Genomic DNA, 12,824 nt, shown 5'->3' with positions numbered 1-12,824 from the left:
TACAGGTCTGTTTTATCCCTACAACCGGAAATATAACGATGCCAAAATCCCTTTCAATTCGATCAAGTTTGTTGGTGTTATTGTCTCTGCTGACGTTTCTTCTGTTGCTGACCGGCAGTATGGGGCTTTATGCCGCCACCCGCGTTATTAACTCTTTGGTTTATCACGGTATTATGAGTTCTGCTATGTTGGCTGCCATTGCGTTGCTGGCGGTCATTTGGTTTATGCTGCGAAATAAGTTTCTCAAACCGTTGGATAACATTATTGAACAGCTGGAACGTCTGGCGACAGGCGATTTGTCGCCTGTCAGCGCGTTATCGGCCAGCGCTGAATTCAACCGCCTTAACGCTGCGATGGATGAAATGCGCCATGCATTGGGGGATTCTGTGCAGCGAGTGCGTGAAGCCAGCTCGCAAATTGATGTTGGCAGCCGTGAATTGAGCGCAGGTAACCAGCATCTGGCGCAACGTACAGAATCCACCGCCACGTCGCTGGAACAGACCGCTGCCAGTATGGAAGAACTCACCGCCACCGTGAAACAGAATGCGGAAAACGCAGAGCAGGCGCATCAGCTGGCAAAATCGGTATCGGATACCGCCGATCGGGGCAGTGAGATGGTGTGCTATATAATTGAAAAAATGCGCGATATTTCCGGCAGCTCCAGCCGAATTGCCGATATCCTCAGTGTGATTGACGGTATTGCTTTCCAGACCAATATCCTGGCACTCAATGCCTCCGTTGAAGCGGCGCGCGCGGGTGAGCAAGGCCGTGGTTTTGCGGTGGTAGCAGGGGAAGTACGCAATCTTGCCAGCCGTAGCGCCGAGGCGGCAAAAGAGATCCGTACATTGATCAGTGATTCCCATACGCATGTTGGTGAGGGAAGTGAACTGGCGCAGCAGGCGGGTGAAACCATGGATGAAATCGCGACCGAGGTTATGCGTATGACCAAGCTGATGCGTGAAATTGCCAGCGCGTCTCAGGAGCAGAGCCGTGGGATTGAGCAGGTGAATATTGCGGTGAGTCAGATGGATGAAACAGCGCAGCAGAATGCGGCGTTGGTACAGCAGTCTTCGGCGGCTACCCGCTCGTTGGAAGAGCAGTCTTCAGCGCTAATCGAAGCCATGGCCGTATTTAAGCTACAGACAGCCTAACCGAACGATGGATTTTGTAGGCCGGATAAAGGCGTTTACGCCGCCATCCGGCAATATCACCGCATCGTGCCGGATGACGCTTCGCTTATCCGGCCTATAACGCGTTATAGGCCGGGATGTTGCGCTTACGCGTCCGGGAACTCGCGGATAAAGCGCTCTACATCGTCGACCATATGGTCATTACCGACGAAGAAGGAGCGACGCTGGTGCAGGCTTTCTGGGATGATATCCAAAATACGATTTTTACCGTCGCTCGCCTTGCCGCCTGCTTGCTCGGCCAGCAGGGCCATTGGGTTGCATTCGTACAGCAGGCGCAGTTTCCCTTCCGGGTGGCTGGCGGTGCTTGGGTACAGGTAGATCCCACCTTTCAGCAGATTGCGATGGAAGTCCGCAACCAGAGAGCCAATGTAGCGCGAGGTGTACGGGCGCTGGGTTGACTTATCTTCTTCCTGGCAGAATTTAATGTACTTCTTCACGCCGTTCGGGAATTTGATGTAGTTGCCTTCGTTAATGGAGTACGTGCTGCCTTTCGCCGGGAAGCGCATACGTTCCTGGCTGAGGCAAAATACGCCCAGAGAAGGATCGTAGGTGAAGGCGTGTACGCCGCAACCGGTGGTGTACACCAGCATGGTGGATGAACCATAAACAACGTAACCCGCAGCAACCTGTTTGTTGCCCGGCTGCAGGAAATCCTCTTCCGTGACCGGTGTGCCGACAGGGGTTACGCGGCGGTAAATAGAGAAAATCGTACCGACAGAGACGTTTACATCGATGTTGGATGAGCCATCCAGTGGATCCATTAGCACAACGTATTTTGCGTGTTCACAGCCTTCAAAGACGACGATTTCATCTTCTTCTTCTGAGGCAATACCCGCCACGATGTCGCGCGCCTTCAGTGCAGCTTTCAGTTTCTCGTTTGCGAACAGATCGAGTTTTTGTTGCACCTCTCCCTGTACGTTCTCTGCACCGCTGGCACCCAGGATATCGACCAGACCGGCCTTATTGATATCGCGGTGGATGATCTTGGCGCCCAGCTTTATTGCCGACAACAAAGCAGTGAGTTCACCGGTAGCATGAGAAAACTCGTGCTGCTTTTCGACAATAAATTCACCTAACGTTTTCATAACACTTTCCCTGCAATTTATGTGGAGTAAAGCGACCGCAACAATATTAACAAATATTTCAGCTATCGCGCTCAGGTGAATCGCGCCAGCAAACTACGGAATATCCTGAAATGCGTTTCTCAGTTGCCAGACATGTGCGTAAAATGGCCCCCAGATTAAAAAAGGATAGTGACGTATGCGCATTCATATTTTGGGAATTTGTGGCACTTTCATGGGCGGTCTGGCGATGCTGGCACGCTCGCTCGGTCATGAAGTAACGGGTTCGGACGCCAATGTGTATCCGCCGATGAGCACCTTACTTGAGAAGCAAGGCATTGAACTTATTCAGGGTTATGATGCCAGCCAGCTTGACCCACAGCCGGACCTGGTGATCATCGGCAATGCGATGACCCGTGGTAATCCCTGCGTGGAAGCGGTGCTGGAGAAGAACATTCCTTTCATGTCTGGCCCGCAATGGCTGCATGACTTTGTGTTGCGCGACCGCTGGGTACTGGCGGTGGCGGGAACGCACGGCAAAACGACTACGGCTGGAATGGCAACCTGGATCCTCGAAGTCTGTGGTTATAAGCCGGGCTTCGTAATCGGCGGCGTGCCGGGTAACTTTGAGGTTTCCGCGCGTCTGGGCGAAAGCAACTTTTTCGTGATTGAAGCGGATGAGTACGACTGCGCCTTCTTCGATAAGCGTTCCAAATTTGTGCATTACTGCCCGCGTACCCTGATCCTCAACAACCTTGAGTTCGATCACGCGGACATCTTTGACGATCTGAAAGCGATTCAGAAGCAGTTCCATCACCTGGTGCGCATCGTGCCGGGTCAGGGACGCATCATCTACCCGGAAAACGACATCAATCTGAAACAGACGATGGCGATGGGCTGCTGGAGCGAACAGGAGCTGGTGGGCGAGCAGGGTCACTGGCAGGCGAAAAAGCTAACCACCGATGCTTCCGAGTGGGAAGTGTGGCTGGACGGTGAAAAAGTGGGTGAAGTTAAGTGGGGTCTGGTAGGCGAACACAACATGCACAATGGCCTGATGGCGATTGCGGCAGCCCGCCACGTGGGCGTGTTGCCAGCGGATGCGGCGAATGCACTAGGCTCGTTCATCAACGCCCGCCGTCGTCTTGAACTGCGTGGCGAAGCGCACGGCGTGACGGTGTATGACGATTTTGCCCATCACCCAACCGCGATACTGGCAACGCTTGCGGCGCTGCGCGGTAAAGTGGGCGGCACGGCGCGCATTATTGCGGTGCTGGAACCTCGCTCTAACACCATGAAAATGGGCCTGTGCAAAGACGATCTCGCGCCATCATTAGGCCGTGCGGACGAAGTGTTCCTGCTGCAACCGCCGCATATTCCGTGGCAGGTAGCGGAAGTCGCTGAAGCCTGCGTCCAGCCAGCTCACTGGAGTGGTGATGTGGATGCGCTGGCGGATATGGTAGTGAAAACCGCGCAGCCTGGCGATCATATCCTGGTAATGAGCAACGGTGGTTTTGGCGGTATTCATCAAAAACTGCTGGATGGTCTGGCGAAGAAAGCTCAGGCAGAAGCGCAAGAGTAAAATAACGCCAGGTTTGCGATGTCTTTGTTCTGGCGTGCATCTGCGACCAGCCGCTATGCGGCTGGTTTTTTATTTTGCGCGCCTGGCGGTACAGGCATGACGTTTTTCTGGCAGGGTCGTGATTGTCTACAACGGTATTAACTATGCTCACTCGCGAAAAAATAACGTCTACCACCTCGGCACTTTTTCTCCCGTTGGATGCGCTTTACGCGCAGTCGTTTCCCTGGCATGAGCAGCGGGAAATGCCAGCGAAGCAGTTGGCGTTAAGTAACCCGCACTATGCGCTCGAAGCGTGGCTTGACGGTACGACATTGGTGGGGCTCAGCGGTTGCTGGGATTTCGGCGAATATACGTATATCGAGCATCTGGCGATTGATGGCGCGCTACGTTCGCAAGGCTATGGCAAAAAGGTGTTACACACCATTCTCACCCGTTCTCCGATGACGATTCTGGAGATTGATCCGATAACAACGGATATCGCTAATAAACGTTTACGCTTTTATGAGTCGATGGGGTTTTGTGCGAATGAATGGGCGCATACGCATCCGGCGTATCATCAGGGGATCGCTGACCATGAACTGATTGTGCTGAGCTATCCGCACCCGATAGATGCAAAACGCTACCAGCGCTTTAATGAGGATTTGCGCCATCATGTGATGGCGTTGTAAAGGTGGTGCCCCAAGAGATGGGGCATCCTTTGCGGAGTTACGCTTCGTTTTCCGCCAGTTCGCGCAGATACTGGAAGATCTGGCGGGAAGATTTTGGCGGTTTATTGCCCGCTTTTTCTTTCCTGGCGTTACGCACCAGCGAACGCAGTTGCTGACGGTCGGCATCAGGCCACAGGTTCATCACTTCTTCGATGGCTTCATCGCTACCGTCAACCATACGGTCACGCAGTTGCTCCAGCTTATGGAAGACAACAACTTGCTGGTTGTGGCGGTTTTTCAGCTTGTCCAGCGCCTGGCGGATGGGATCGACGTCGCGCTGGCGCAACATTTTGCCAATCAGCTGCAGCTGGCGGCGGCGTCCTTCCATCTTAATACGCTGGGCCAGCTCAATGGCGGCACGTAAATCCGCATCGAGCGGGATTTTATCCAGCGCGTTTTTCCCCAGTTTTACCAGTTCCACGCCCAGATGTTTTAACTCCTCGGCGTCACGTTTTATTTCACTTTTACTGACCCAGATAATTTCATCGTCTTCGTCATCGATGTCATCACCGGGAACGTCGTCGAGCCAGTCTTCGGGCTGCTTAGTCATGTCAGGCTCCTTAAAAAAAGAGGCTAATGTTACCAGTTAAGATGCGCACTGAAAAACGGTTCTCTGTTAGACTTCAGAGAAACTCTCTCTACATTATGGCATTTGCGATGAAAGTAATCTCACAAGTTGAAGCGCAGCGTAAGATTCTGGAAGAAGCGGTCTCGACAGCACTGGAATTAGCGTCAGGTCAGTCGGATGGCGCGGAAGTCGCTGTAAGCAAGACCACGGGTATTAGCGTCAGCACCCGTTATGGTGAAGTGGAGAACGTAGAATTCAATAGCGATGGTGCGCTGGGGATTACGGTTTATCACCAGAACCGTAAGGGCAGCGCATCGTCCACCGATTTAAGCCCACAGGCGATAGCGCGCACCGTGCAGGCCGCGCTGGATATCGCCCGTTACACTTCACCGGACCCGTGCGCAGGCGTGGCGGATAAAGACCTGCTGGCCTTTGATGCGCCAGATTTAGACTTGTTCCACCCGGCGGAAGTCTCCCCTGACGAAGCCATCGAACTGGCGGCGCGCGCTGAACAGGCAGCGTTGCAGGCGGACAAACGCATCACCAATACCGAAGGTGGCAGCTTTAACAGCCACTATGGCATCAAAGTGTTTGGTAACAGCCATGGCATGTTGCAGGGCTACTGCTCTACGCGTCACTCTCTTTCCAGCTGCGTGATCGCGGAAGAAAATGGCGATATGGAACGCGATTATGCCTACACCATTGGCCGGGCGATGGGCGATCTGCAAACGCCGGAATGGGTGGGGGCTGACTGTGCGCGCCGCACGTTATCGCGCCTGTCGCCGCGTAAGCTCTCCACCATGAAAGCACCGGTTATTTTCGCCAATGAAGTGGCGACCGGGCTGTTTGGGCACCTCGTCGGCGCCATTGCGGGTGGCTCGGTATATCGTAAATCGACCTTCCTGTTGGACTCGCTGGGCAAACAAATTCTGCCGGAATGGCTGACTATTGAAGAACATCCGCACCTGCGCAAAGGACTGGCTTCTTCGCCGTTCGACAGCGAAGGCGTGCGTACGGAACGCCGTGACATTATTAAAGATGGCGTGCTGACCCAGTGGCTGCTGACCAACTACTCTGCGCGTAAGCTGGGGCTGAAGAGCACCGGCCATGCTGGCGGAATTCACAACTGGCGAATTCCGGGGCAGGGGCTAAGCTTCGAGCAGTTGCTCAAAGAGATGGGCACTGGCCTGGTGGTGACTGAGCTGATGGGGCAGGGCGTGAGCGGTATTACCGGAGATTACTCGCGCGGCGCGGCGGGCTTCTGGGTTGAAAATGGCGAAATTCAGTACCCGGTGAGCGAAATTACCATCGCCGGTAACTTAAAAGATATGTGGCGAAATATCGTCACCGTCGGTAATGATATTGAAACCCGCAGCAATATACAGTGTGGTTCGGTACTGTTGCCGGAGATGAAGATCGCCGGGCAGTAATACCCGTCATACTTCAAGCTGCAGCTCGAATGATTTAGGGTATCCGGCGTTATTTTTTAATAATAAAAAGGAAGTGAGCAATGCGTAAACACCTGTTAGCGATCGTCGCGGCTTCAACGCTGGTTCTTGGTTCTTCTGCCTTTGCAGCCGATCTTGAAGACGATATGGGGATCCTCAACGACAACCTGAAGATCGTTGAAAAAACGGATAACGCGACCGAGCTAAAAGATGCGTTAACCAAAATGCGTACAGCTGCGCTGGATGCACAAAAGGGAACGCCACCGAAGCTGGAAAGCAAATCCCCTGATAGCCCGGAGATGAAAGATTTCCGCCACGGTTTTGACACGCTGATCGGCCAGATCGACGGTGCGCTGAAACTGGCGAATGAAGGTAAAGTCTCAGAGGCGAAAGCCGCAGCGGAAGAGCTAAAAACCACCCGCAACGCTTACCATAAGAAGTATCGTTAATTTATGTATCCGGCCTGCGCAACCGTAGGCCGGATAAGACGCGGAAGCGTCGCCCTCCGGCACCACTCTCACCCATAAGTAAACGTTATCCCCATCACATTATTTAACTTTTAACGCCAACCCGTTTTTCCTGCTGCTTGCGGTTTCCCTGCTATCTCGTGCGATCTCCATCACGTTATCTAAGGGGAAAATAACCAATCCCGCCCTTTTTGCGGCACAGATCACTGTCGCTGCATCCCTTTCCACTTCGAAGTGGAAAACAACTCGCTACAAACTTTTAACCTCCACCGCTACTTTACCCTCAGAGCCATTAGTGGGGTAAGACGAGTGAATAACGGAGCTGTAATGAATGACATGGGGGAATCGGTGGAACTGGCCGACCGCATGCTGGCGCAGGTGTATGCCTTGCTGCGCGAACGTCACATTATTCCCAACGCAGTACAGGAACAGATGCTGACATCGCACGTTCGCGCCATGGCGCACCGTTCGGTCACGTGTGAACCGCTACCTGAAGTCGATGCCAGCTTATTTGATGAAATATCTGCCGAATCAATGGCGCTTGCCCGCGACATCGTCGCCGAGTTTGGCAATCTTCCTGAGGAAGAGGCCTGGCTGCTGTCGGTGCACTTCGAAGTCGCGAAAGACAACCTTTAAGGAGCAAAAGATGGAACAGATTACCGTAGTGATTGGCGATCGTCTGGGTAAAGGCCAGAAAGTGGCGGCAGGCGTTGAGAAAGCGGGTGGCCGTGCGGTTGTGGTACCGGGCGTTGCCGCTGATATGAAGCTGGGCGATGTGATGAAAGCGGAAAATGCCACCTTTGGCATCTCGTTTTGCGGCAGCGGTGGTGCGGGGGCGATTACCGCGCAGACCAAATACGGCTACAAGGCGAAATACGGCATGCGCTCGGTTGAAGAGGGCGTAACCGCCATCAACGAAGGGTGCAACGTGCTGGGGTTCGGCTTTATGGACAAAGAAGAACTCGGCGAGCGCCTGGTGCAGGCGTGGCAAAAGAAACACGGCGCTTAAGCATGAAAGAGCAATTCACCACCACGGTGAGAGTCACGGGTAAGGGCGAGACTAAAGCTCGCGCCTTTGCCGATGCCCTGAACCACGTTCAGGCTGCGGTGATGAAAGCGTCGCCGCATATCTTACTGCGTATTGAGCCACAGGATGTGCAGGTTGTTCAAGCGCGTGAATCGGTGCGTAAAGAGGCATTTTTATTCCTCTTTTTGCGCCGGGAAAGACGTACTTTCAGCGTGGAGCTGGACGTGACCGTCAACGTGACTGCCATCAATCTCGACAAGGTGGATTTCGTTACGCAACGCTGATTCTCTATTAAAAGGCATAATTATGTTCCTGATAATATTAATAAAATCGCTCATCATCGGTGGCCTGGTTGGCGTCGGTGTCGGCGCTGGGGCTGCACGCATGTTTCATGCGCCTACCACGCAAGGGATGGGCGCGTTTCGTACTCTGGGAGAACTGAATTCCTGCGAAGGGGATCCGGCGTCTCACTTCTCGTTCGGCCTGGGCTTCTTCTTTAACGCCTGGGCTTCTTCCGTTGCGGCAGGGGCGTTCACGCAAGACGTTGACCACCGCATCATCCCCAACTGGGGGGCCGCCGCGCTGATGATTAAAAATCGCAACGTCGGTGAAACGCTGCACGATCCTAAACGCATGGCGATTGCTTGTGGCGTTATCGGGATGATTGTCGTGACGTTCCTGAACCTTACCGCATCATCCGTACCCGAAGCATTGCAGGTTACCGCCGTTAAGGTGCTGGTTCCTGCAGCCAACCTGTTGGTCAACACGGTAATGCCGGTGATCTTCTGGCTGGCGGCGATCGATGCCGGTAAAAAATCTGGCTTCTGGGCGACCGTTTTCGGTGGTGCAGCACAGCTGATTATGGGTAACGCCGTTCCGGGTTTGGTCCTCGGTATTCTGATTGGTAAAGGTGTTGAAGAGAGCGGCTGGAACCACGTCACCAAAGTGATGATGGTGGCTATCGTCGCGCTGTTCGTCCTGAGCGGCTTCTTCCGCGGCTTCGATATGAAGATGATCGAATCCTTCCATCTGACCGTGCCTAACTGGCTGGAACTGATCCACAACTCGCTCAGCGGCAAATAACGGAGGCCATCATGGAACAAAATAAAGGTTTTTGGTTTGCCGACTGGTCGTTCCCGATCTTCGTTGGCCTGCTCTCTTCCGGCGTCTTTGCCGGAACGCACATGTACTACCTGTATGGCATTGGTGCATTCAACGAAGTGGCGTTTGTGGCGATGCTTAAAGCGGGAATGGATACCGGCTCCTACGGCGCGGTAGCGGCATTTGGCGCAAGTTTCCTGTTTGCCCGCATCATTGAAGGTTCGTTGGTGGGGATTTTGGACATTGGCGGGGCGATTCAGACCGGTGTTGGGCTAGGCGTTCCGGCGCTATTGCTGGGCGCGGGCATTATTTTCCCGGTCGCCAATTTTGCCGCCTCACTGGTCACTGGTCTGGTGATTGGTCTGGCGATTGGCTACATCATCATTCTGGCGCGTAAGTTCACCATCAACCAGAGCGACTCGACCTACGGGGCTGACGTGATGATGGGGGCCGGCAACGCCTCCGGCCGCTTCCTTGGGCCGTTGATTATCCTCAGTGCCATGACGGCCTCTATTCCTATCGGGATCGGCTCTCTGGCGGGCGCACTGCTGTTTTACCTGTGGCAGAAACCAATCACCGGCGGTGCGATCCTCGGCGCGATGATCCTCGGTTCCATCTTCCCGATTGCCATTAGCTAACTGTTGATTTGCAGGCCGGATAAGGCGGTTACGCCGCCATCCGGCAAAGGAGAGAGCAATGTTTGATTTACTCCTGCGCCATGCGCGTCTGGTTCACGATACGGTGAGTGATATTGCGCTCAAGGACGGCAAAATCGCGGCGCTGGGCGACATTGATAGCCCGGCGGCAAACATCATCGACTTACGCGGCGAGTGCTACGTCAGCGCAGGCTGGATTGATTCCCACGTCCACTGTTATCCCAAATCCCCGATTTATCATGACCAACCCGACAGCGTCGGCATTGCCACCGGCGTCACCACGGTGGTCGATGCGGGCAGTACCGGGGCGGATGACATCGACGATTTTTACACCCTGACGCGCGATGCCGCCACCGAGGTGTATGCGCTGCTGAATATCTCCCGCGTTGGGCTTATTGCCCAGAACGAGCTGGCTAACATGGCCAATATCGACGCCGATGCGGTGCAACAGGCGGTGAAGCGCCACCCTGATTTTATCGTCGGCCTGAAAGCGCGTATGAGCAGCAGCGTAGTCGGTGAAAACGGCATCACGCCGCTGGAGCGCGCCAAAGCGATGCAGGCGCAGAACGGTGACCTGCCGCTGATGGTGCACATCGGCAACAACCCCCCGGATCTGGATGAGATTGCCGAACGCCTGATGGCGGGCGACATCATCACCCACTGCTACAACGGCAAGCCAAACCGCATTCTGACACCGGAAGGTGAGCTGCGTGCGTCGGTGACACGGGCGATTTCGCGCGGGGTTCGTCTGGACGTTGGGCACGGTACAGCCAGCCTCAGCTTTGCGGTGGCGAAACGCGCTATCGAACTGGGTATTCTGCCGCACACCATCAGTTCCGATATTTACTGCCGCAACCGCATCAGTGGCCCGGTGCATTCCCTGGCGAATGTGATGTCGAAGTTTCTCGCTATCGGCATGTCACTGCCACAAGTTATTGAATGCGTAACCGCTAATGCGGCCGATGGTCTGCGTCTGAAAAACAAGGGCCGACTGCTGGTGGGGCTGGATGCCGATCTGACCCTCTTTGCGCTGAAACGCCAGCCTGGCGTGCTGGTAGATGCCGAAAACGACAGCCTGCAGGCTGAACAACTGCTGGTGCCGCTTGCCGCAATACGTGCGGGTAAGGGCTATATGACCGAACAAGGGAGCGCGGAACATGCCTTCAATTTTTGAGAAGTACCATTTAAAACAGGTGATTAATACATCCGGTCGCATGACGGCACTGGGTGTCTCCACGCCACGACCGGAAGTGGTTCAGGCTGCGATGGCGGGGATGAATCAATACTTCGAAATGAAAGATCTGGTCAATAAGACAGGTGAGTACATTGCGAAGTTACTGGATGTGGAAGGAGCAACCGTTGTTTCCTGTGCCTCGGCAGGGATTGCCCAGTCGGTGGCGGCGGTGCTGGTGAAAGACAGTGACTGGCTATTGGAAAACCTGCACGTGACGCCTGTCGATAACAACGAAATCGTGCTACCCAAAGGCCACAACGTTAACTTCGGCGCCCCGGTTGGCGCGATGGTGGCGCTCGGCGGCGGTAAGTTAGTGGAAGCAGGCTATGCCAACGAATGTTCGGCGGCGCAGTTGGCTGCGGCTATTACACCGCGCACGGCGGCAATTCTGTATATCAAATCGCACCACTGTGTACAGAAAAGCATGCTCAGCGTGGAGCAGGCTGCGGTGGTCGCTCGCACGCATAACCTACCGTTGATCGTCGATGCGGCGGCGGAAGAGGATTTGCAATGTTACTACCGTGTCGGCGCGGACCTGGTCATTTACAGCGGTGCGAAGGCGATTGAAGGGCCAACCAGCGGTCTGGTGATTGGCAAAACGCAGTATGTTGAATGGGTCAAGCGCCAGACGGCGGGCATTGGCCGGGCAATGAAGGTCGGCAAAGAAGGCATCCTCGGTTTGACCTGTGCTATCGAACTGTATCTAAGCGCGCAGAAAGAGAGCGGTGCGGAGATGGTAGAAAAAATGACGCCGTTTATAGCGGCGTTGAATGCCCTGAATGGCGTGAGCGCTCGTGTCGTGTGGGACGGTGCGGGACGCGACATTGCACGCGCAGAAATTAAGTTTGATGAAGCGGTAACCGGTATCGCTACGGGCGAACTGGTCGAGGCGCTGAAACAGGGGGAGTATGCGATTTACTTCCGTGGTTACAAAGCCAATGAAGGCATCATCGAGGCGGATGTGCGCAGCGTCGATCGCGCGCAACTGGAGATTGTGGCTCGCCGGATTGCTGAAGTGATTTCGCAGGAGAAAAAAGCATGAAATTAACCCCTAATTTTTACCGCGATCGCGTCTGTCTGAACGTGCTGGCAGGCTCCAAACAGAACGCCCGGGATATTTATGCGGCGGCGGAAGGCCATGTGCTGGTTGGCGTGCTGTCAAAAAATTACCCCAACGTCGCAAGCGCGGTTGCGGATATGCGTGAATACGCGGCGCTTATTGACAATGCACTGTCTGTGGGGCTGGGGGCGGGCGATCCGAACCAGTCGGCGATGGTCAGTGAAATTTCCCGCCAGGTGCAGCCTCAGCATGTTAATCAGGTGCTCACCGGCGTGGCAACCAGCCGTGCGCTGCTTGGTCAGCAGGATACGGTGGTCAACGGTCTGGTCTCGCCAACGGGGACGCCTGGCAGGGTGAAAATTTCCACCGGTCCGCTAAGCAGCCAGACGCCGGACGGCATTGTGCCGGTTGAAACCGCGATTGCTCTGCTCAAAGATATGGGCGGTAGCTCAATTAAGTACTTTCCGATGGGCGGTCTGAAATGCCGTGACGAATACATCGCGGTCGCGCAGGCCTGCGCCCGTCATGACTTCTGGCTGGAGCCAACCGGCGGTATCGATCTGGATAATTTCACTGAAATCCTGCAAATTGCCCTCGATGCCGGAGTGAGTAAAATCATTCCTCACATCTATAGTTCGATTATTGATAAGGTGAGTGGTAACACTCGTCCGGACGACGTACGCCAGCTGATGGCGATGACCCGGGCCTGCGTAGGCTAACTGACAG

The 12,824-nt window shown here is 54.6% G+C and carries 15 protein-coding genes; 13 read left to right on the top strand and 2 right to left on the bottom strand.

All coding sequences use genetic code 11. The annotated features are described in order from the left end of the window. The first annotated feature begins 38 nt into the window (after positions 1-38). A complete protein-coding gene (locus HV261_RS25245; RefSeq protein WP_202039781.1) occupies positions 39-1,151 on the top strand; it encodes a methyl-accepting chemotaxis protein in 1,113 nt (370 codons plus the stop codon). Between the two features lie 125 nt (positions 1,152-1,276). On the opposite strand, the gene fbp is transcribed toward HV261_RS25245, so the two are convergent. Continuing rightward, positions 1,277-2,275 carry a class 1 fructose-bisphosphatase gene (fbp, locus tag HV261_RS25240; RefSeq protein ID WP_199982346.1) on the bottom strand — a complete coding sequence of 333 codons (999 nt, stop codon included), beginning with the start codon at positions 2,273-2,275 and terminating at the stop codon, positions 1,277-1,279. Positions 2,276-2,450: 175 nt separating this feature from the next. Between fbp and mpl the strand changes: the two genes are divergently transcribed. Together mpl and HV261_RS25230 are read left to right on the top strand one after the other, a co-directional pair. After that, the gene (gene mpl / locus HV261_RS25235) at positions 2,451-3,830 is read left to right on the top strand and encodes a UDP-N-acetylmuramate:L-alanyl-gamma-D-glutamyl-meso-diaminopimelate ligase (RefSeq protein WP_202039780.1); all 1,380 of its coding nucleotides are present in this window, start codon (positions 2,451-2,453) and stop codon (positions 3,828-3,830) included. A 143-nt stretch (positions 3,831-3,973) separates the two neighbouring features. Next, positions 3,974-4,498 (top strand): GNAT family N-acetyltransferase, encoded by a 525-nt coding sequence (locus HV261_RS25230; RefSeq protein WP_202039779.1) that lies wholly within the window; start codon positions 3,974-3,976, stop codon positions 4,496-4,498. A 37-nt stretch (positions 4,499-4,535) separates the two neighbouring features. Here the strand turns inward: HV261_RS25230 and yjgA are convergent, their stop codons facing one another. Then, entirely contained in the window at positions 4,536-5,087 is a 552-nt protein-coding gene (yjgA, locus tag HV261_RS25225) for a ribosome biogenesis factor YjgA (RefSeq protein WP_202039778.1), read from the bottom strand. 95 nt (positions 5,088-5,182) lie between these two features. On the opposite strand from yjgA, the gene pmbA reads away from it, so the two are divergent. The 10 genes from pmbA to dagF all read left to right on the top strand — a co-directional run bounded on the left by pmbA (position 5,183) and on the right by dagF (position 12,817). Further along, positions 5,183-6,535, top strand: coding sequence for a metalloprotease PmbA (gene pmbA / locus HV261_RS25220; RefSeq protein WP_202039777.1), 1,353 nt, complete (start codon positions 5,183-5,185; stop codon positions 6,533-6,535). Between the two features lie 80 nt (positions 6,536-6,615). Continuing rightward, positions 6,616-7,002 (top strand): cytochrome b562, encoded by a 387-nt coding sequence (gene cybC, locus HV261_RS25215; protein ID WP_005134218.1) that lies wholly within the window; start codon positions 6,616-6,618, stop codon positions 7,000-7,002. 345 nt (positions 7,003-7,347) lie between these two features. Then, positions 7,348-7,656, top strand: a complete 309-nt coding sequence (locus HV261_RS25210) for a glycine dehydrogenase (protein ID WP_202039776.1) — start codon at positions 7,348-7,350, stop codon at positions 7,654-7,656. Positions 7,657-7,666: 10 nt separating this feature from the next. Further along, on the top strand, positions 7,667-8,029 hold the full coding sequence (locus HV261_RS25205; RefSeq protein WP_002437459.1) for an SFCGS family glycine-rich protein: 363 nt from the start codon (positions 7,667-7,669) through the stop codon (positions 8,027-8,029). A 2-nt stretch (positions 8,030-8,031) separates the two neighbouring features. Next, positions 8,032-8,331: a DUF4312 family protein gene (locus HV261_RS25200; RefSeq protein WP_003025762.1), complete on the top strand. Its 300-nt coding sequence runs from the start codon at positions 8,032-8,034 to the stop codon at positions 8,329-8,331. Positions 8,332-8,353: 22 nt separating this feature from the next. Beyond that, on the top strand, positions 8,354-9,130 hold the full coding sequence (locus HV261_RS25195; protein WP_043018215.1) for a DUF4311 domain-containing protein: 777 nt from the start codon (positions 8,354-8,356) through the stop codon (positions 9,128-9,130). An 11-nt stretch (positions 9,131-9,141) separates the two neighbouring features. Next, complete coding sequence (locus HV261_RS25190; protein WP_003830379.1) at positions 9,142-9,786, top strand: EF_0833/AHA_3914 family membrane protein; 645 nt, start codon at positions 9,142-9,144, stop codon at positions 9,784-9,786. 58 nt (positions 9,787-9,844) lie between these two features. Next, positions 9,845-10,978, top strand: coding sequence for an EF_0837/AHA_3915 family putative deacetylase (locus tag HV261_RS25185; protein ID WP_202039775.1), 1,134 nt, complete (start codon positions 9,845-9,847; stop codon positions 10,976-10,978). Continuing rightward, positions 10,962-12,080, top strand: a complete 1,119-nt coding sequence (locus HV261_RS25180) for a DgaE family pyridoxal phosphate-dependent ammonia lyase (RefSeq protein WP_202039774.1) — start codon at positions 10,962-10,964, stop codon at positions 12,078-12,080. The genes HV261_RS25185 and HV261_RS25180 overlap by 17 nt, the downstream gene beginning before the upstream one ends. After that, positions 12,077-12,817 (top strand): 2-dehydro-3-deoxy-phosphogluconate aldolase, encoded by a 741-nt coding sequence (gene dagF / locus HV261_RS25175; RefSeq protein ID WP_202039773.1) that lies wholly within the window; start codon positions 12,077-12,079, stop codon positions 12,815-12,817. The genes HV261_RS25180 and dagF overlap by 4 nt, the downstream gene beginning before the upstream one ends. Positions 12,818-12,824: the final 7 nt, after the last annotated feature.

Origin of the sequence: Citrobacter sp. RHBSTW-00671 (genome assembly GCF_014103415.1) — a bacterium.
In the GTDB taxonomy this organism is placed as follows: domain Bacteria; phylum Pseudomonadota; class Gammaproteobacteria; order Enterobacterales; family Enterobacteriaceae; genus Citrobacter.
This window is presented reverse-complemented; position numbering and strand designations above follow the sequence as displayed.